17 protein-coding genes are annotated in these 20,082 nt (G+C 66.6%); 12 read left to right on the forward strand and 5 right to left on the reverse strand.

Annotated elements, in window-relative coordinates; all coding sequences use genetic code 11:
- Positions 1–41: 41 nt before the first annotated feature.
- Positions 42–1,112, forward strand: coding sequence for an ABC transporter substrate-binding protein (locus tag OG225_RS25560; RefSeq protein WP_405177597.1), 1,071 nt, complete (start codon positions 42–44; stop codon positions 1,110–1,112).
- A gap of 24 nt (positions 1,113–1,136) precedes the next feature.
- Here OG225_RS25560 and OG225_RS25565 read toward each other — a convergent pair whose 3' ends face one another.
- Positions 1,137–3,257 (reverse strand): MMPL family transporter, encoded by a 2,121-nt coding sequence (locus tag OG225_RS25565; RefSeq protein WP_405177598.1) that lies wholly within the window; start codon positions 3,255–3,257, stop codon positions 1,137–1,139.
- Between the two features lie 576 nt (positions 3,258–3,833).
- Between OG225_RS25565 and nrdF the strand changes: the two genes are divergently transcribed.
- The gene (gene nrdF, locus OG225_RS25570; RefSeq protein WP_405177599.1) at positions 3,834–4,796 is read left to right on the forward strand and encodes a class 1b ribonucleoside-diphosphate reductase subunit beta; all 963 of its coding nucleotides are present in this window, start codon (positions 3,834–3,836) and stop codon (positions 4,794–4,796) included.
- 102 nt (positions 4,797–4,898) lie between these two features.
- On the opposite strand, the gene OG225_RS25575 is transcribed toward nrdF, so the two are convergent.
- The 3 genes from OG225_RS25575 to OG225_RS25585 form a co-directional block, all read right to left on the reverse strand.
- The gene (locus tag OG225_RS25575) at positions 4,899–5,840 is read right to left on the reverse strand and encodes a dioxygenase (protein WP_405177600.1); all 942 of its coding nucleotides are present in this window, start codon (positions 5,838–5,840) and stop codon (positions 4,899–4,901) included.
- A gap of 136 nt (positions 5,841–5,976) precedes the next feature.
- Entirely contained in the window at positions 5,977–7,341 is a 1,365-nt protein-coding gene (gene mgtE, locus OG225_RS25580) for a magnesium transporter (RefSeq protein WP_216912014.1), read from the reverse strand.
- 387 nt (positions 7,342–7,728) lie between these two features.
- Positions 7,729–8,256 (reverse strand): hypothetical protein, encoded by a 528-nt coding sequence (locus tag OG225_RS25585; protein WP_405177601.1) that lies wholly within the window; start codon positions 8,254–8,256, stop codon positions 7,729–7,731.
- A 163-nt stretch (positions 8,257–8,419) separates the two neighbouring features.
- Between OG225_RS25585 and OG225_RS25590 the strand changes: the two genes are divergently transcribed.
- The gene (locus OG225_RS25590; RefSeq protein ID WP_405177602.1) at positions 8,420–9,154 is read left to right on the forward strand and encodes an IclR family transcriptional regulator; all 735 of its coding nucleotides are present in this window, start codon (positions 8,420–8,422) and stop codon (positions 9,152–9,154) included.
- 98 nt (positions 9,155–9,252) lie between these two features.
- Here OG225_RS25590 and OG225_RS25595 read toward each other — a convergent pair whose 3' ends face one another.
- Positions 9,253–9,750, reverse strand: a complete 498-nt coding sequence (locus tag OG225_RS25595; RefSeq protein ID WP_405177603.1) for a GNAT family N-acetyltransferase — start codon at positions 9,748–9,750, stop codon at positions 9,253–9,255.
- 697 nt (positions 9,751–10,447) lie between these two features.
- Here OG225_RS25595 and OG225_RS25600 point away from each other — a divergent pair.
- The 9 genes from OG225_RS25600 to OG225_RS25640 all read left to right on the forward strand — a co-directional run bounded on the left by OG225_RS25600 (position 10,448) and on the right by OG225_RS25640 (position 20,051).
- Positions 10,448–11,527, forward strand: coding sequence for an ABC transporter substrate-binding protein (locus OG225_RS25600; RefSeq protein ID WP_405177604.1), 1,080 nt, complete (start codon positions 10,448–10,450; stop codon positions 11,525–11,527).
- Positions 11,524–12,378: an ABC transporter ATP-binding protein gene (locus tag OG225_RS25605; RefSeq protein WP_405177605.1), complete on the forward strand. Its 855-nt coding sequence runs from the start codon at positions 11,524–11,526 to the stop codon at positions 12,376–12,378. Before OG225_RS25600 ends, OG225_RS25605 begins: the two co-directional genes overlap by 4 nt.
- Entirely contained in the window at positions 12,371–13,258 is an 888-nt protein-coding gene (locus tag OG225_RS25610; RefSeq protein WP_405177606.1) for an ABC transporter permease, read from the forward strand. The genes OG225_RS25605 and OG225_RS25610 overlap by 8 nt, the downstream gene beginning before the upstream one ends.
- A 35-nt stretch (positions 13,259–13,293) precedes the next feature.
- Positions 13,294–14,634, forward strand: a complete 1,341-nt coding sequence (locus OG225_RS25615) for an LLM class flavin-dependent oxidoreductase (protein WP_405177607.1) — start codon at positions 13,294–13,296, stop codon at positions 14,632–14,634.
- A 32-nt stretch (positions 14,635–14,666) separates the two neighbouring features.
- Positions 14,667–15,872 carry an MFS transporter gene (locus OG225_RS25620; RefSeq protein ID WP_405177608.1) on the forward strand — a complete coding sequence of 402 codons (1,206 nt, stop codon included), beginning with the start codon at positions 14,667–14,669 and terminating at the stop codon, positions 15,870–15,872.
- 4 nt (positions 15,873–15,876) lie between these two features.
- On the forward strand, positions 15,877–17,463 hold the full coding sequence (locus tag OG225_RS25625; protein ID WP_405177609.1) for an FAD-dependent oxidoreductase: 1,587 nt from the start codon (positions 15,877–15,879) through the stop codon (positions 17,461–17,463).
- Positions 17,460–17,786, forward strand: a complete 327-nt coding sequence (locus OG225_RS25630; RefSeq protein WP_216911994.1) for a ferredoxin family protein — start codon at positions 17,460–17,462, stop codon at positions 17,784–17,786. Before OG225_RS25625 ends, OG225_RS25630 begins: the two co-directional genes overlap by 4 nt.
- Before the next feature lie 111 nt (positions 17,787–17,897).
- Positions 17,898–18,851, forward strand: a complete 954-nt coding sequence (locus OG225_RS25635; protein WP_405177610.1) for a TauD/TfdA dioxygenase family protein — start codon at positions 17,898–17,900, stop codon at positions 18,849–18,851.
- A gap of 207 nt (positions 18,852–19,058) precedes the next feature.
- Positions 19,059–20,051: an LLM class F420-dependent oxidoreductase gene (locus tag OG225_RS25640; RefSeq protein ID WP_405177611.1), complete on the forward strand. Its 993-nt coding sequence runs from the start codon at positions 19,059–19,061 to the stop codon at positions 20,049–20,051.
- The last annotated feature ends 31 nt before the right edge of the window (positions 20,052–20,082 follow it).

Consider the following 20,082-nt stretch of genomic DNA (forward strand, 5'->3'; position numbering starts at 1 on the left):
CGACTCGGAGCGGCGCGATCCGGCAATGTACCCTCGCTCGCATGCCGGTGAGCGCACTCGTAACCATCCGAAATCGCACAACCGCCACCCGATACGGCACGGCCGCCGTGGCAGCGGCCTGTGCCGCGCTATCGCTCGCAGGCTGTGCCGGGCAGACCGACGATCCGAGTTCGATCATCCGCACCACCACCAATATCGCGGGCGCGGGCGTGGTCGGACTCGACCGCGACACCTCCAAGGCCTGCCCGCTGCCGAGCGCGCCCGATCAGGCGGGCGGCACCGTGTCGGTGACCCACGCCTCCGGTGTCAGCGACGTACCCGCCGATCCGCAGCGCATCGTCGTCCTGAGCACCTCGGCGCTGGACGCCGCGTGCGCGCTCGGCCTGTGGGAACGCGTCGTCGGCGCGGCGACCCTGGACGGACCGCGCCCCCAGCCCGAATATCTCGGGTACGGCGTCACCGAGATCCCCGGGGTCGGCGCGACCGGACAGCCCGATCTCGCGAAGATCGCCGAACTGAAGCCCGATCTCATACTCGGCGAAACTCCTGCCCCGACAGCGAGTTTCGACGGGTTGCAGCGTATCGCTCCCACCGTTCTCGTCGGTGATTCCACGAGCTGGCAGGCGGAGTTCACCGCCCTCGCCGCGGGTATGAACCGGCGCGGCGCCGCAGGCCGCGCCCTGGAGGACTACCGCATCGAAGCGCGCGAGGTCGGTAATTCCATCGCCGCCAACCAGAGTCAGGCCTCGGTGCTGCGCTTCACCCCCGGCACCGTCCGGATCCAGGGCAACGACAGTTTCGCCGGACAGGTGCTCGCCGACGCGGGTGTGCAGCGGCCAACCGCGCAACGCGGCGCCTCCGCCGACATCACCTCCGACGAATTCGCGACCCGGGCCGAGGGCGACATCATCTACGTCGACTTCGCGGGCGAGGACGGACGCGAGTACGGCGCGAAGGTCCTGCGCACCGACGAGTGGAAGGATCTGGGCGCCGCCACCGACCACCGCGTCTTCGCCGTCGAGGATTCGGTCTGGAACGGCGACGGGCTCACCGCCGCGCGCGCCCTGCTGTTCGATCTGCGGGGCACGCTCAACGGCTACGTCACCGACTGAAACGTCACCGACAGAACCGGAGGCTCAGTCGATCAGGCTGGCCTCGGGTTCGGCCTTCGCCTCCGCGCTCGGGCGTGACAGCGCGCTCGGCCACCAGACCCGGTCGCCGATATCCAGCGTCAGCGCGGTGACCAGGATCGACCGCACGATGATGGTGTCGAGCAGGACGCCGAGGGCGATGAGAATGCCCATCTGGGCGAAACTCACCACGGACAGCGTCGCGAACACCGCGAAGGTGCCGGCGAGCACGAGTCCGGCCGAGGTGATCACGCCGCCGGTCGCCGCGAGTCCGATCAGCGCACCGGCCTTGGTGCGGTGTTTGACCGCCTCCTCGTGCACCCGCGACATCAGGAAGATGTTGTAGTCGATGCCGAGCGCCACCAGGAAGACGAAGGCCAGCAGCGGAAGCCCGGGATCGGTGCCCTCGAATCCGAGCAGGTCGAAGATCCAGCGGCTCAATCCGAGCGCGGCGAAATAGGACAGCACCACCGTGCCGGTCAGCAGGACCGGGGCGAGCACCGAACGCAGCAGCAGCATCAGGATCACCATGACGATGGCGAGTACCAACGGCACGATGACCTTGTTGTCGTGCGACACCGCGCGTTTGATGTCGAGCAGCACCGCCGTCTGCCCGCCGACCTTGGCATCGGGGTCGGCCACGTGCACGGCGGCACGTACCCGATCGACGGTGGCGTCGGCGGCCGGACTGTCCGGCGGGTCCGCCATCGTGCCCTCGACGTAGACCAGTCCGTCCTTGACCACCGGTTGGGCGGTGGCGGTGATGCCCTCGGTCGACCGCAGCGCCGAGATGACGGCGTCGGCGCGCGCGGCCTGACCGATGACGATGACGGGGTTACCCGTGCCCGCGTCGAAATGCCGTTCCAGGACTTCGGTTCCGTCGACCGCCTCGGAACTTCCGACGAAGGCGTCCTTGTTCGCGATGCCGTTGGACTTCAGGCCGATGGTTCCCAGCGCCAGCGCGCCGAGCGCGAGCGCGGTGCCGATCCACACGGTGCGCGGCCTGCGGTTGACGGCGAATCCGACCCTGGCCCAGATTCCGGATTCGGTGTGATTGACGCTTCCGAAACTCGGGTGGCGCGGCCAGAAGATCCACCGGCCGACGATGACGAGCAGCGCGGGCAGCAGGGTGAGCATGGCCAGCAACGCGACGGCGACGCCGATCGCGCAGACCGGGCCGATGCCCTTGGTCGAGTTCAATTCCGCCACCAGCAGCGCCAGCATGGCGATGATGACGGTGACACCGCTGGCGAGCACGGCCGGTCCGGCCCGATGCAGCGCGACGGCCATGGCTTCGTGTCTGTCCTCGTGACGACACAATTCCTCGCGATATCGAGCCACGAGCAGCAGCGCGTAGTCGGTGCCCGCGCCGAAGACGAGAACGGCCAGGATCGCCTGGCTCTGCGCGTTCATGGTCAGACCGACTTCCGTCGCCCCGAAGACGGCCCCCTGCGCGATCATCAGCGCGAAACCCGCGGCCAGCAGCGGCAGGACCCACAGCATGGGGCCGTAGGTGAGCAGCAGGATCACGATGACCACGGCCGCGGCCGCGTACAGCAGCAGGCCGTCGATCTGCGCGAAGGCCTCACCGAATTCGGCGCCGAACCCCGCGGGACCGGTGGCGTGCAGGGAGAGCCCTTCGGGCCGTTCGCCCGCCGCGTCCTTGATCTCCTCGACCACGACCGCCAGCCGGCTCCAGCCCTCGGCGCCCATCTCGATCGGGACCAGGACCTCCACCGCCTGACCGTCATCGGACTGGATCGGACCGAAGATCTTGTCCGCGACCACGTGCTCGACCTGGGCGGCCCGGCGCGCGTCGGCGGCGATCGCCGTCCGGTCGGCTTCGGTGATGCCGCCGGTGCGCTCGTAGACCAGCACCAGCGGGATCTGCTCGCTGTTGCCGAAAGATTCCGCCAGCCGATACGCCTGGGTGGATTCGGCGCTGTCCGGCAGCCAGTTCACGCTGTCGTTCTGCTGCGCGTCGGTGAGTTTGCCCGCCAGCGGGAACAGGGCGAACAACGCGATGATCCACACGCCGAGCACGACCCATTTGCTCCGGCGCCCGCTCGGAATCCGTGCGAGTTTGCCGAGCAGGTCGTTCATATCCGGATCGGTTGGTGCGGACATCGCCGGGCCCCCTCGTACAGCAGCAGTACGGCCGTATCGTACGTACGCAACCCGACAATACGGTTGTGTGATCTTCATTGCCGGACAGGGTTCGCCGGTGGTCTCACCCCGACGGCCCGACGTGCGCCGAATCGCCGCGCGCCGCCGGTGCGGGCGGAGGCTGACCACCCGTTATCGGCCACGCCACCCGAGTCCATATCGGTCCGAATTCCGTTAGCGGACAATTCGTCCGGATTCGACGGAAGCGTGTCGCGTGTGTATAGATGCCTATACACACGCGGACGGATCCCCCGACGCCTCCGGCAAACAGACCCCGTCGCCGTGACCACTTTTCGCGGTGGCGCAGCAAGTTCTCAGCGATCGATTCGGCCGCCGAGGCATACCCCCGCGTGCGCCGACGCGGACGTACCGCACAATGAGGTGCCGCAGGCGATGTCGCCCGACGTTTCTCCTCTCCGACACATTTCACCATGACACAAGGTGTTGTGCTGCATGGACATGTCACCCACTAGGAGTAGTGTTCGGTGCGACGAATCCGTGACGGTAGCGTGCTCAGCGGAAAGGTGTGGAGGCAGGATGAAACTGATCGATCGGGTGTCGGCCATCAACTGGAATCGGGTGCCCGACGAGAAGGATGCCGAAGTCTGGGACCGGTTGACCGGCAACTTCTGGCTGCCGGAAAAGGTTCCGGTGTCCAATGACATCCCCTCGTGGAACACCCTCACCGCCGACGAGAAGCAGCTGACGATGCGGGTGTTCACCGGCCTCACGCTGCTCGACACCATCCAGGGCACCGTGGGCGCGGTCAGCCTGATCCCCGACGCGTTGACCCCGCACGAGGAGGCGGTGCTCACCAATATCGCGTTCATGGAATCCGTGCACGCCAAGAGCTACAGCTCCATCTTCTCGACGCTGTGCTCGACGCGCGAGATCGATGACGCGTTCCGGTGGTCGGAGGAGAACCGGAATCTGCAGCGCAAGGCCGAGATCGTGCTGCACTACTACAACGGTGACGACCCGCTCAAACGCAAGGTCGCCTCCACGCTGCTCGAGAGTTTCCTGTTCTACTCCGGCTTCTACCTGCCGATGCACTGGTCCTCGCGGGCCAAGCTCACCAACACCGCCGATGTGATCCGCCTGATCATTCGCGACGAGGCCGTGCACGGCTACTACATCGGCTACAAGTACCAGAAGGGCTTGGAGCTGGTCTCCCAGGCCGAACGCGAATCGCTCAAGGACTACACCTTCGAGCTGCTGTTCGAGCTGTACGACAACGAGGTCGAGTACACCCAGGATCTCTACGACGAAGTCGGCCTCACCGAGGACGTCAAGAAGTTCCTGCGCTACAACGCCAACAAGGCGCTGATGAATCTCGGCTACGAGGGACTGTTCCCCAAGGACGAGACGGACGTGAATCCGGCCATCCTCTCGGCCCTGTCCCCCAATGCCGACGAGAATCACGACTTCTTCTCCGGGTCGGGCTCCAGCTACGTCATCGGCAAAGCCGTGAACACCGAGGACGAGGACTGGGAGTTCTGAGCCCATCTCCACACACGAAGGCCTCGCTCCGGCGAGGCCTTCGTCGTACCGACAGCTATATCCCGGCGCGGCGACTGTTCACGGGAGAACGGCCCGCGAGTTTCACCGGCCCGGCGGGCGCCCGCCCGGGGGTGTGCCACCGGGAGGGCGGCCACCCGCGCCGGGTGCGGGTCCGGAACCGTTGCCGGACTGCGTGTTCTGCGATTTCGCCGCGACGCCCACGGTGAGCGAAACGGTGAGGCCGTTCGCCGGGCTGCCGGAGATCTTCGCCAGTTCCGCGTCCCAGCCGTCACCGAAGACGTTGTCGGAGGCGAGTGTGACGCCCGACATGTTGCGGGTGCTGGCGGAGTAGCCGGAATCGTAGGCGTAGACGGATTCGCAGACATCCTGCGGCAGGGCGATCTGGGAGGTCAGCCGGGCGTTCGCACCGGCCACCGCGGATTCGAGGGTGTCGTAGACCTCGAAGTGGATGTGAGGCCAGCGGCCGTCGTAGCAGGCGGGGAAGATCGAGGTGAAGGTGACCGAGCCGGACGCGTCGGCCACCTGGACTCCACGCAGATAGTTCTGGTCGGTGACTCCCTCGCTGTAGAGCGAGTACTTCCCCGCTCTGTCGCAATGCCAGAGGTAGACGGCCATGCCCTCGCCCGCCGCGGCGCCGCGAGTCAGATCCTGCAATGTCAGCCGGATCTCGGTCGGAACTCCCTGCGCGACTCCGGAATACGACCCGAAACTGGTTCTGATATCGGAACGCACCACACCGGATTCGATGAGGATGTTCGGCCCGTTCGAGCCGTCGCCCGGATAGGGTCCCGCGGTTTCCTGCGGAGTCGCCGCCACCGCGGCGGACGTTTCCGATGACGTGCTCGTCGATGTCGAACCCGTCGTGTCGGAGGAGGAACAACCCGCCGCCACCGTCGCCGCACCCGCCGCGCCGAGGAAGTACAGCGCGCGCCTGCGGGACACCATCACCTTCAGATCGTGCGCCAGCCCCAGATCGTGCTCGTGCGCCCCGTCATCCCTGCCGCTACGGCGTGCTACGCCCATGTTTGCTCTCCACTCGTCGTTTCGGTGCCACCGACGCTATGCGGCGCCACTCGGCACACCCTGGGACGTAGCCGCGAGTTCGCCGTGAACGAGAAAGGCCGACCACTCCGCGCAGGCCCGGCGCGGAGTGGTCGATTCAGATGCCGAGGACGATTTTGGCGGTGGTGAAGTAGATGATGAGACCGGTGGCGTCCACGAGAGTGGTCACCATCGGGGCGGAGACCACGGCCGGATCGATACGGAACTTCTTCGCCAGCAACGGCATCGTGCCGCCGATGGTGGCCGCCCAGCCGCAGATCAGGATCAGCGTGATACCGACGACGACGGCGATCTTCGTCCCGACGAAGATCGCGCCGATCACCACGCCCGCGCTGGCGAGCATCGCGCCCAGCACCAGTCCGACGCGGCATTCCCGCCAGATCACCTTGAACAGATCCGAGCCGCGCACCTCGCCGACCGCGACCGCGCGCACACACGACGTCGCGGCCTGCGCACCCGCGTTTCCTCCCGCTCCGATGAGCAGTGGGATGAAAAGAGCGAGGTGAGCGGCCTGTTCCAGGGTCCCCTGGAAGAAATCGGTCACGCTCACCGTGAGCGTCGCCGCGAGCAGCAACAACAGCAGCCACAGCGCCCGGTAGCGGGCGAGCTGGAACACACCGGCGGCCATGTAGTGCCCGGCCCACGGCGCGGACCCGGCCTGCTTGGCCACGTCCTCGCTGTCGGCGGCCTCGATGACCTCGACCGCGTCGTCGAAGGTGAGCAGCCCGACCAGGCGGTCCTCGCTGTCGACGACCGGCAGGTTGAGATCGTTGGTTTCGCGCATCAGTCGCGCGGCGCGTTCGGCGGAATCGGTCGCCCGCACGAAGGCGGGTTCGGTCACCACGAGTTCGGACACCATGGTGTCGGGTTCGCTCAGCACCAGTTCGCGCAGTTCCACGATCCCGATGAGCCTGCGGCCCGCGTCCACGACCGGGAGCGTGTAGACGGTCTCGGCGTTGGTGCCCTTGGCGCGAACGGTGTGCAGGGCGTCGGCGACGGTCAGATCGCGCGGCAGCGCAACGACTTCCGGTGTCATGAACAGTCCGACGGACCCCTCCGGGTAGCCGAGCAGCGCGGCCGTCATGCGACGCTCGCGCGGACTCAGACCTGCCAGCACCTTCTTGGCGACCTTCGCGGGCGCCTCGTGCAGCATCCGCGCGCGATCGTCGGGGGCCATGCCCTCGACGAGTTCGCGAAAACTCTGGTCGCGCAGGCCCTGGAGGATCTGCTGCTGGTCGACCGGTTCGAGTTCCTCGAAGACGGCGAGGGCGAGATCCTTACCGAGCAGGCGGAAGGCGACACCCGCCTGCACGGCGTCCATGCGGGCCAACTGGTCCGCGATGACATGCGGCGGATGGTTGCCGAGCCAGTCGAGCGCGGCGTCGACACGGTGACTTTCGACGATGTCGTTGAGAGATTCGGACAGCGTCGGGCGTACTTCGACGAGATCGGTCTGCGACATGGGTGGTCCTCAGCACAGCGACGAGTGACGGGTGAATCGATGACACGAAGTCACACCGCGAGGCGACCGCTCACGACCGGATCACAGCGAAGGCTGTTCGAAGAAAGCTCGGTCAGTACGAAAGAGCGGCGCCGCGCGGCTTTCGACTCGGAGGTTCGCTGCGCATGGCAACCCCACCTCCTCCATATCGCTGCGGGGAGATCTTCACCGCAGACTCCGAATGCGCTGCCGAGAAAGGCCAGCACAAAGCTTCCTCGCAAAGGATACATGCGTCGGGCCGTCGATCCACCCACTCGAACGCGTTCGCCGCCCCGCCTGCCCGATATTCACCGCCGTGACGCCGTCCGTGCACCGGCGCGCCCGCTCGAATTCGCGTATTCCGACCACTCAGGCGGCGAAACTCGCCTCGACGGCGTTTTCGACATCCGACCAGGTCACGGTGTGGCTGACCCAGTTCGGCGCCGGTTCGGTCTGCACACCGAACAGGTACAGGTTCGGCACCAGACCGCGCAACGCGACGTGCACGTCGATCCGGTCGTCGATCATGTGTGTGATCGACAACTCGGCGCAATGCCGTGCCTTCTCCGCGCGCGCACGGCAGAAACGGAGGTTGTCGCGCGACAGCCCGGTCCGGTCGTAGAACCCGTGGTGGTCGAGCCACTGCCGTGTCCGATCCTGAACGCGCGGACCACATTTGGAGATGATCCAGGCGCGCCCGCCGAATAGTTCGACGAGCCGGGGCAGCACGTCGAAGGCACCGGGGCTGGGCGGGGTTCGCATGGCCTCCTCGAATCCCCCGGACAGGAATACCGTATCCGCCACGCCCGGGGCCAGTGCGGCCCCTTGGACGACCCGGCCGAAATCGACGCCGAGTCTCGGCTGTTCTCTCGTGTTCGGTTGTTCTCTCGTATTCATAGCTCTCTCAGCGTGACCGTTCGACCGCGCCGCCGCTACCGCTTTTCCACGCGGACACCCGGATTAGACGCATCCAGCGTCGAACGGTTGTCCGCGCGCCGACGAAGCGGAACAGTTCTCGCCGAGTCCGGAGCAGCCCGGACCGGGATACGAGGACCACGTCATGGCCGACACCGACAAGCCGCGTTCGGGATCTCAGGCCGTCGAGCGGGCCATCCACCTGCTCAATTGCTTCGAGGGCGACGATCCCGAACTCTCCATCAGCCAATTGGCGCATCTGGCGGGAGTTCCGGTCAGCACCGCGCACCGCCTGGCCCAGGCACTGGTGCGGGGACGGTTGCTGGAACAGGATCCGCTGACCGACCGCTACCGGGTCGGCCACGGCCTTGCCACCCTGGCCCGACCCGCCCTGACCCGCCTCGGCATCGATTCCGCCGCCCCGCACATGTACGCGCTCGCGGCCGGGATCAAGATCACCGCCAGTCTCAGCGTCGCCGATTCCAGCGACGCCGTCACCGTCTTCCAGGCCAGGCCGCCGGTACTGTTCTGTCGCCATCAACTGCCGCGCCTGCGTCAGCCACTGCGTTCCAGCGCCACCGGACGGGCCCTGCTCGCCTACTCACAGGCGGACTGCGGTGTGCGCACCGACCTGGATCCCGTGCGGCGCAAAGGTTTCGCCCTCGAGGAGTTCGAGACCGACGAATTCGAGGACGCCGATCCGATCCGCTCGATCGCCGTCCCCGTCTTCAGCCCGGACCGGCAGGTCTGGGGCGCGCTGAGCGTCCAAGCGCGGGCGGTGCGCCTCAACGACGCCCTGATCCGCGAGATCCTGCCCGCGATGCAGCAGATCGCCGTCCGCATCGGAACGGTCGTCCAGAATTCCACCCACCCGCAGTAGATCCTCCGCACCGGTGAGGTTTCGATGCCGAACATGACGTCGGCGCTGCGCGCCTGATCCCGCATCGCGGAATTCGGCAACGGCTCGCGACGGCTCGGTCACAACCACTTCGCCATCGAATTCGGTCCCCACCCGGCGGCTCGAGTATCCTCCGACCGTTCGGCATCTTCGAATCCGTTGCGCCGGTACAGCGCGATGGCATGTTCATTGTCAGGCGAGACCGTCAGCCGCAGAACCGTCGCACGCCTTCGTACCGCCCACTGTTCGACTGCCTGAACCAGGCGATCGCCGACCCCCTGCCCCCGGGCCGTCGGTTTGATCCACAACGTTCCCAACTCGATGACGCCGTCCCCCGCGCCGGAGAAGCCACTCACCATTCCGATCGGTCGCCCGTTCGACTCGGCGAGCAGATTGCACGACCCCGGAATACTCAGGCGAGTACGCCAGCGCTCCTCGTGGTCACCGTCGCCTTGCCAATCCTCGAGCCGCGACGCGAAGGCATACGGGGCAGCGGAGAGAGCCTCGAGCCGAAGTTCTCGCCAGACCCGCCAGTCGTCCGAACTCGCTGGACGCACCAACGGAGAATCAAAAGACATCAGCCCACCACACCCACGGGACGCGTCGTCCGCTTCCACCTGATCATCCTAGATTCGGCAGCACACACTTCGGTATCTGTTCGCTTCGACGGCCGCTGGTTCGAGGGTGCTCGGTGAAGGAATTCGCGTACTTCTCGGGGCACTCCGATCCCTGTTCCACACTGAGGATGCGCATGCCTTCGACGTCATCGAGCTATGGCGCGGAACGGCCGCGTGGGACGACGAATCAGTGCGAAACCGGGAGCACCGGCGGCCCTAGCAGCGGGTCCACGACGTGAATCCCGCTGATTACAACCCTTCTGCCCGGCCGTGCACCCCTGTTAGCTGGGCACATGCCGCGGAGAGATGATGACCGGGTCGGGGGAATTGAAATCACCCCGATTTTCACAATGTGGAATGCCTGTTGTCTCGCCGCCACCGCGACGCACACCATGGGACGACGCCTGTCACCCATCCAGCTCATGAAGGTTTCGACGTGTTGATACGCACCGCGCTGATCCGCCGCCGCGCGATCGACCTGATGCGCGTTCCGCACGGGATCTGTCGCCGCTGAGGCGGTAGCGCGCCCGGCCGAACCGCACGGGCGCACCGCTGCCGAATCCCGAACACACAGTCCCACCGGGAATATCCCATTTCTCGGCGTCGCCGCCGCATGCCCTTTTCGGGTGGCACGGCTCGCCTTCTCGAAGGAATACCTATGGCCTCCACCGCATCACCGCGGCGCGTCTACCGAGTTTTCGCCGCCGCACTCACTGTTCTGGCGAGCGCATCCGTACTCAGTGCGTGCGGCTCCTCCGAAACCACCACGACCGCCGACGGCAAGACGGTCCTGCGCTACCAGGGACAGACCGGCCAGGTCACTCCGTTCGAATTGGCCGATGATCTCGGCTACTTCAGCAAGATCTCGCTGAAGTGGGAAGGCGACACCACCAGCGGTCCCGCCAATATCCAGGCCGCCGCGACGAATCAGGTCGAATTCGGCAGCGCTTTCAACGGCGCGGTGGTGAAACTGATCTCCGGTGGCGCGAAGGTCACCTCGGTGCTGAGTTCCTACGGCGCCGACGAGAAGTCCTACACCGGATATTTCGTGCAGGAGAATTCCCCGATCACCTCCGCCCGTGACCTGATCGGCAAGAAGGTCGCGGTCAACACCCTCGGCGCGCACCACGAGTTCATCACCAGGGAGTGGTTGCACCAGCAGGGACTGTCGGAGGCCGAGATCAAGCAGGTGCAACTGCTGGTCGTGCCGCCCGCCAATACCGAGGACGCCTTGCGCAAGGGCCAGGTCGAGGTCGGCACCCTCGGCAGCGTCTTCCGTGAGACGGCGGTGGAACGCGGCGGGATCCGTCCGCTCTACACCGACAAGGCCATCTTCGGCGAATTCGATTACGGCACCTATGTTTTCCGTGACGACTTCATCGCCAAGAACAGCGACGCGGTGCAGGATTTCGTCCAGGGCACCGCTCGGGCGACCCGTTGGTTGCAGCTCACTCCGCGTGACGAGGTGGTCGCGCGATTCAAGACGATCATCGAGAAGCGCGGACGCTCCGAGAACACCGAACTGCTGAAGTACTGGCGCAGTTCCGGCCTTCCGGTCCCCGGCGCGGTGGTCGCGGAGAAGGAACTCCAGATCTGGATCGACTGGCTGGTGCGCAACGGTGAGCTCAAAGAGGGCCAGTTGAAGGCGACCGACCTGTTCACCAACAAGTTCAACCCGTACGCCAACGGAACGTATCAGCCCACCAGTGGGCCGACCGGGGAAGCGATTGCCAAATGAGTACCACGACAGCGAAACTCGCGCTCAATGGAGTAGGCAAACAATTCTCGATCCGCGGTACCAACGAGAAGTTCACCGCGTTGGACGACATCTCGCTGGAACTGCGCGAGGGCGAATTCCTGGTGCTGGTCGGCCCGAGTGGCTCCGGTAAGTCGACTCTGCTGGATCTACTCGGCGGGCTGAGCAAGCCGTCGTCGGGACAGATCCTGCTCGACGGCGCGCCGATCACCGGTCCCGGTCTCGACCGCGGCATCGTCTTCCAGCAGTACGCGCTGCTGCCGTGGCGCACCGCGCGCACGAATATCGAATTCGGACTGGAGGCGAAGGGGTTGCGGCGCAAGGCGCGTCGTGAACTCGCGAACGAGTATCTCGAGTTGGTCGGTCTCACCGGATTCGGCGACCGCTACCCGCACGAACTGTCCGGCGGTATGAAGCAGCGCGTCGCCATCGCCCGCAGCCTGGCCTTCGATCCCGAAGTGCTGCTGATGGACGAGCCGTTCGCCGCGCTGGATGCGCAGACACGAGAGTCGTTGCAGGACGAGCTGTTACGGATCTGGCGCGCCACCGGCAAGACCATCCTGTTCATCACCCACGGCATCGACGAGGCCGTGTACCTCGGCCAGCGGGTGGCTGTGCTGACATCGCGACCCGGCCGGGTCAAGGCCGTGATCGATGTCGATATCGAGCGCGACACCGGCGAGGACATCCGTTCCACCGAGGCATTCCGTTCCTACCGGCACGAGATCTGGTCGCTGTTGCAGAGCGAAGTGCAGCGCGCGCAGGGCCAGGAACGCGAATCACTCGCCGAAAGCACCGCCGAATCCCGTACCGAAAGGCCGATCCATGTCTAGCGCAGTGGAACTCCTCGCGAAGCCGGTCCGCGCGATCGCGCCGGTCACTCCTCGTCCCGCGGCCGAGGCCGTCGAACGCGGACCGTCGGTGGCGCAACGCGTCGCCACGCTGATCGTCCGGGCAGCGTGGCGAATCGCCAAACCGCTGGTCGCGATCGTCGCCTTCCTGCTGCTGTGGCAGTTCGCGCCGCAGGTGGGATTGGTGGACAAGGTCTTCCTGCCGCCGTTCACCACGGTCGCGCAGGCCTTCATCGACCTGGTGCAGAGCGGTGAGATGTGGACCCATGTCTCGGCCAGCCTCAATCGTTCGCTGAGCGGTTTCGCCCTCGCGCTCGTGATCGCCGTTCCGCTCGGTATCGCCATCGCCTGGTACAAGCCGGTCGCAGACCTGCTCAACCCGATTCTCGAACTGTTCCGCAATACCGCCGCGCTCGCGCTGCTTCCGGTCTTCGTCCTGATCCTCGGCATCGGCGAGACCTCCAAGGTCGCGCTCGTGGTCTACGCGAGTGTGTTCCCCATCCTGCTCAACACCATCACCGGTGTGCGCACGGTGGACCCGCTGCTGATCAAATCGGCTGTGTCGCTGGGACTGACGCCGGTCCGGCTGTTCCAGAAAGTGATCCTGCCCGCCGCGATCCCGTCCATCTTCACCGGTCTGCGGATGGCCGCGGCGAGTTCCATCCTGGTGCTGCTGGCCGCCGAGATGGTCGGCGCCCGTGCCGGTCTCGGCTACCTGATCACCGCGGCGCAGCAGAATTTCCAGATCCCGAACATGTACGCGGGCATTCTCGCGATCTCGCTGCTCGGCCTGTCGTTCAACGGTCTGCTGGTCACTCTCGAACGCCGGTTCTCGCGCTGGCGCGTCGAATCCAACCACTGACAATCCGTTCCACCGGTTAGGAAAAAGATCCACCCATGTCCCCGAAGCAATTCCACATCAACGCCTTCCTCATGGGAGTCGGGCATCACGAGGCCGCGTGGCGTCATCCTCGGACCGAGGAGCAGCGCGTACTCGATGTCGCCCATTTCCAGGAACTCGGGCGGATCGCCGAACGCGGCAAACTCGATTCGGTGTTCTTCGCCGACGGACTCGCGGTGGGGCCGCGTATCGAACGCAACACCCTCGCGGTATTCGAGCCGGTGACCCTGCTGGCCGCCATCGCCTCGGTCACCTCGAAGGTCGGGCTCATCGCGACCGCGTCGACCACCTACAACGAGCCGTTCAACCTCGCCCGCAAATTCGCCTCGCTCGATCACATCAGTCATGGGCGGGCCGGGTGGAATATCGTGACCTCCGCCGGTGAGGACGAGGCGCTGAACTTCGGCTACGACGAGATTCCCGAGCACGCGCGGCGTTACGAGCGGGCTCAGGAATTCATCGATGTCGCCGTTCGACTGTGGGACAGCTGGGAATCGTCGGCGATCGTGCTCGACCCGAAGGAAGGTGTCTTCGCCGATCCGTCGAAGGTGCACACCATCGATTACGACGGACCGCGCTTCCGGGTGCGCGGACCGCTGAATTCCCCGCGCAGCCCGCAGGGACGTCCGCTGCTGGTACAGGCCGGGTCCTCGGAGAGCGGTAAGGATTTCGCGGCGCGGTACGCCGAGGCGGTGTTCACCGCGCAACGCACCCTCGCCGAGGGACAGGCCTTCTACCGCGACCTGAAGTCGCGGCTGGCCAAATACGGGCGTTCGGCCGACGAACTGAAAGTGCTGCCGGGACTCGTGCCCTATATCGCCGATACCGAGGAAGAGGCGAAGGCGCTGGAACAGGAGTTCACCGATCTGATCTCCCCCGATTACGCGCTCGGTCAGCTCTCACGACTGGTCGGCGTCGACCTCACCCAGCACGCGCTGGACGCACCGCTGCCGCCGCTGCCCGAGGTCACCGATTTCGAAGGTAACAAGAGCCGGTTCAGCCTGGTCAAGGAATTGGCCGAGAACGAGAACCTCACGGTGCGTCAGCTGATCGGCAAACTCGGCGGTGGACGCGGGCACCGGTCCTTCGCTGGCACTCCCACCCAGATCGCCGACGAATTGCAGAGCTGGTTCGAGAACGGCGCGGCGGACGGATTCAACATCATGCCGCCGTATCTGCCGGGCGGCCTGGAGGATTTCGTCGACAAGGTCGTCCCGATCCTGCAGGAGCGCGGACTGTTCCGGACCGATTACGAATCTGACACGCTGCGTGGGCATTACGGGCTCGACGCGGTGGAAAGCCAGTTCGCCGAAGTTCGCACCGAAGCGAGCGCATGACCTCGTGTTCGGAGTCCGCACCGCTCACGTCGATGGATTCCCTGCGCCCGTTGGTGTTCACGGTCTACGTGCCCACACTGGCGCGGGGTATCGGAATGGGCGCCGCCGCACCGGTGATGACACTCACCGCGCTCGATCTCGGTGCGTCGGTGGCGGTCGCGGGCTTATCGGTGGCCCTGGTCGGCCTCGGCCAGGTACTCGGCGATATTCCGGCCGGGCAATTGGTGGCACGGGTCGGCGAACGGGCCTCGACCATCGGTGGCACGGCGGTCGGTTTGATCGGAGTGCTGCTGTGTCTGCTCGCGCCGAATGTGTTGGTGTTGTGCGCGGCGCTGCTGATCGTCGGACTGTCGAACGCCGTGTGGGGGCTGGCGCAGATGACGTACATGGCCGAGGCCATCGTCTTCGAGCGGCGAGCCCGAGCGATGTCACTGTTCGGCGGCGCGATGCGACTCGGGTTTTTCGTCGGCCCCTTCCTGGGCGCGCTGGCGATTCTCGGGATGGGCACCAGGGGCGGTTTCGCGGTGCAGTTCGTCGCCTTCCTGCTCGCGGGCTGGATGATGGCGCGGACACCGTTGCCTGGTGTCGGCGGTCCGGCGCTGGTCGCGGCGCCGCCACTGTCGCTGATCGGCGTCGGGCGACTGCACCACCGGGTGCTTCTGACCCTCGGCGCGGGATCGCTGCTGATGGGCGCGGCGCGGGCCTCACGCGAAGTGATCCTGCCGCTGTGGGCCAACCACATCGGCATCGGCGCGGCAACCGCCAGTCTGCTCTTCGGGATAGGGGCGGCGCTGGAACTGGTTTTCGCCTACCCGGCCGGACATCTGATGGATCGGTTCGGGCGCAGTCCCGTCGCGGTGCCGTCGCTGGCCATCCTGGCGGTCGCGTATCTGGCGGTGCCGCTGACCTATTCGACGATCACACTCGGCGCGGTGGCGATCGCGATGGGAATCGGCAACGGCATCGGCAACGGGGTGATCATGGTGCTCGGCGCGGATGTGGCCCCGGCCGCGATCCGCTCGGAATTCCTGGCGGCGTGGCGTCTCACCCACGATGGCGGCGCGTTCGGCGGACCGCTGCTGATCGGCACGCTCGCGACCGCCGCGCCACTGGCGGTGGCGGCCGTGACCATCGGCGGGGTCGCGGCACTCGGCGCGACGGTGATGGCTCGCTATATCCCGGTGTACGTCCCCTGGCCACCCGCCGGGCAACGATCGGAACCCTCCAACCAAAGGTGACACCATGACCGAAATCGATGTTCTCGTCCTCGGCGGCGGACCGGCGGGTACCTGGGCCGCGTTGAAGGCGGCCGCGACCGGGGCCTCGGTCACACTGGCGGACAAGGGATTCTGCGGTAGCAGCGGCGCGACGGCCGCGGCGGGCACCGGCATCTGGTACGTGCGGCCGGAAGCCGAACTGCGCGAGAAGGCGATGGCGAGCCGCGAAGCGCTCGGCGGCCACCTCGCCGACCGGGAGTGGATGACGCGGGTTCTGGACGAAACCTTCGACCGCGTCAACGAACTCGCCGAGGCCGGCCGCTACCCGTTCCCGGTGAGCCCGGACGGCACCTCGCTGCGCACCGGCGTGCAGGGACCGGAATACATGAAACGCCAACGGCTTCGGGTGCAGCGGGCGGGTGTGACGATCCTCGATCACAGCCCGGCGCTGGAACTGCTCAGGACCGCCGACGGCACGGTCGCGGGCGCGCGCCTGCACCGGCTCGCGGACGGAACGCGCGTCGATATCGCCGCCCGCGCGGTGGTGCTTGCCACCGGCGGCTGCGCGTTCCTGTCGAAAACGCTGGGCTGCAACGTCAATACCGGCGACGGCGCGTTGATGGCGGTGGAGGCGGGCGCCGAGCTGTCCGGCATGGAATTCTCCAACGCCTACGCCATCGCCCCGGAATTCACCTCGGTCACCAAGACCGCGTACTACGGTTTCGCCACCTTCTATCTCGGCAACGGCGAGGTCTTGAAGGGCGCGTCGAGCAAGGGCGGACGTTCCGTCATCGCGCGGACCCTGCTGTCCGAGCCGGTGTTCTGCACACTCGATCAGGCCGACGAGACCCAGCGTCGGGCCATGCGCGTGGGTCAGCCCAATTTCTTCCTCACCTTCGACCGGCTCGGCATCGACCCGTTCACCGACCGTTTCCCGATCACGCTGCTGCTGGAGGGCACGGTGCGCGGCACCGGCGGGGTGCGGGTGGCGGGGGCGGACTGCTCGACCGGCGTGCCCGGTCTCTACGTCGCCGGCGATGTCGCCACCCGCGAGCTGATCTGCGGCGGGTTCACCGGCGGCGGCAGCCACAATGCCGCGTGGGCCATGTCCTCGGGCAGCTGGGCCGGTGCGGGCGCGGCGCGATACGCACTGCGCCAAGGGAATTCGTCCGGTGACCGCAAACGCTTCGGCGCCGGTGAGATCGGTCTGCGACCCACCGGACGGATCGATTCCGGGCTCTCCCACGGCGAGATCGTGGCCGCGGTGCAACGCGAGGTGCTGCCCTACGAGAAGAACTACCTGCGCCACGGTGACCGCCTGCGTCCCGCGCTGGCCGCACTGGACGACGTGTGGTTCACCGCACGCGAGGGGCTCGATCACGCGGGCGCCGATCCGTCGAAGGTCCGCTCGGCCGCCGCGATGACGGCGCACGCCCGGTGGATGTACACCGCCGCGCTGGCCAGGACCGAATCACGCGGTATGGCGCGGCGCGAGGAATTCCCCGATCTGGATCCCGCGCAGCATCACCGACTGCTCACCGGTGGACTCGACGAGATCTGGACCGCGCCGGAGCCGGTATTCCTCGCGGGCGCGGAGTTGGTGTCGGCATGATCGAAGTCGTCTCGGCCGAACGCTGCATCGAATGCGATAAATGCATCGAGGTCTGCCCCACCCATGTCTTCGATCGCGGCGCGGACGGCATTCCGGTGCTCACCAGGCAATCCGATTGCCAGACCTGCTTCATGTGCGAGGCGTACTGCCCTGTCGACGCCCTGTTCGTCGCGCCGCGCACCGAACCGCTGCCCGCGGGCGACCCGCAACTCGACGAGTCCTATCTGATCGAACGCGAACTGCTCGGCAGCTACCGCAGGAAACTCGGCTGGGGCGGCGGACAACTCGGCGCGCGCGTCGCCATCGGCCCCGAACTGCCATGATCCCGCTGACCAAACGGCGCGAGGTCGACTTCATGCGCGTGTTCCGCAGTGCCTGTCGCCCCACGATCGGCCCCGAGACCAGCCCGCCCGACTCTCCCGAATGAGTTTGCCATGACCGCTGTACACGAGAACCCGACCATCCTCGCCACCGAAGCCGCCGAGACCGTGCGTATCGAGCCGGTCGCCGGTCATATCGGCGCCGACATCTCCGGCGTCGATCTGCGCGAGACGCTGACCGACGCGCAGGTCGAGGCGATCACCTCCGCGCTGCACACATACAAGGTGCTGTTCTTCCGCGACCAGCACATCGGCCACGCCGAGCAGATCGCCTTCTCCCGGCGTTTCGGCGCGGTCACGCCGTCGCATCCCTACGACACCGACGCGCCGACCGAATTCCCGGAGATCCTCGCCGTCGACAGCCGCCTGTACGAGAAGCGGTTCGGGGTGCGCAAGGTCAGCTACACCAACCACTGGCACACCGATGTCTCGTCGCTGATCAACCCGCCCGCCGCGTCGATCCTGCGGGCCGAGATCGCCCCCGTGCGCGGTGGTGACACCCGGTGGATCAACCTGGCCGCCGCCTACGCGAACCTGCCGGAATCGCTGCGCGGTTTCCTCGACGGACTGCGGGCCGAACATCGTTTCGGCGGCCGCAAACCCGCCTGGAGCGACGACAGCGACTACGCCAAGAAGGTCGCCACCGCCCCGCTGGTCACCGAACATCCGGTGGTCCGGGTGCATCCGGTGACCGGCGAACGCGCGCTGTTCGTGAATCCGGGTTTCACCACCCGCATCGTCGGCCTCAGCCCCAGCCAGAGCGACGCGCTGCTGGAGCTGCTGTTCGACGAGATCTCCAACCCGGCGTACACGGTGAGTTTCCGCTGGAGAGAGGGCAGCATCGCGTTCTGGGACAACAGGGCCACCGCGCACCTGGCGCCGAGCGATCTGGACCACCTCGACGTCACCCGCGTGCTGTACCGCACCACCCTCGAGGGTGATATCCCGGTCGGCGTCGACGGGCGGCCGTCGACCTCCATCTCCGGGAAACAGTTCACCGGCGCCTAGACCGGACAGACAGGTCCGGTCGAGCGTCGTTCGACCGGACCCCGTCCGCGCGGGTCGCCTAGGCTCGGGGTTGCACGCAGGCAGCGCCGAACTCTTGACCCGCGTTCGACCACCCGCGACAGTGTTCGACGGCCCACGCCGTCACCGCGGCGCGTCATCGCGCGGGGGCACCGCGACGAGGTTCGAGCAACGACAGAGGAGATTTCAGTGCGTTTCGGTATCTTCATCCCACAGGGTTGGCGACTCGACCTGGTCGGAATCGACCCCGCGTCACAGTGGACCGTCATGCGCGACCTCGCCCGGCGCGCCGACGCGAGCGACATCTGGGAATCGCTGTGGGTCTACGACCACTTCCACACCGTGCCCGTACCGACCGAGGAAGCCACCCACGAGGCGTGGACGCTGATGTCGGCGTTCGCCGCGACCACCTCGCGGATCCGGCTCGGCCAGATGTGTACGGCGATGAGTTATCGCAATCCCGCCTACCTGGCGAAGGTCGCCGCCACCGTCGACCTGATCTCCGGCGGCCGCGTCGAAATGGGTATCGGCGGCGGCTGGTACGAACACGAATGGCGCGCCTACGGTTACGGATTCCCGTCCGCGGGCGATCGGCTGCGCCGCCTCGACGAGGGCGTGCAGATCTTCCAGCAGGCCTGGACCAAGGGCGAGGCGACCCTGGACGGCAAGCACTACCAGGTCGACGGTGCCATCGTCCGCCCGCTTCCGTTGCAGGAAGGCGGAATTCCGCTCTGGATCGCGGGCGGCGGCGAGAAGGTGACCCTGAAGATCGCGGCCAAATACGCGCAGTACACCAACTTCAGCGGCGTCCCCGAGGAATTCACGCACAAATCCGAACTGCTGCGCGCGCACTGCGCCGACGTCGGCACCGATTTCGACGCGATCGTGCGTTCATCCAATTTCAACGCCGCCATCGGCGCGACCGAGGCCGAAGTCGAGGAGCGGCTGCGCACGCTCCAGGATCGGCTCGCGAAGTTCGTCGGGGCCGAGGCCGCGGCGGCGCAGATCGACAATGTGTACCGCACCAGCGCGGCGGTCGGCACTCCCGAGCAGGTGATCGAAAAGCTCACCGCCGTCAAGGGACTCGGACTAGGTTACGCGATCCTGAACTTCCCGGAGACGGCCTACGACACCTCGGGCGTGGAGTTGTTCGAACGCGAGGTCGCGCCGGCGTTGGCGTGATCGGGGCGGAGCGGTTCGCGGTGTGATGTCC

The sequence above is a fragment of the Nocardia sp. NBC_01377 genome, assembly GCF_045040005.1.
Classification (GTDB): domain Bacteria; phylum Actinomycetota; class Actinomycetes; order Mycobacteriales; family Mycobacteriaceae; genus Nocardia; species Nocardia noduli.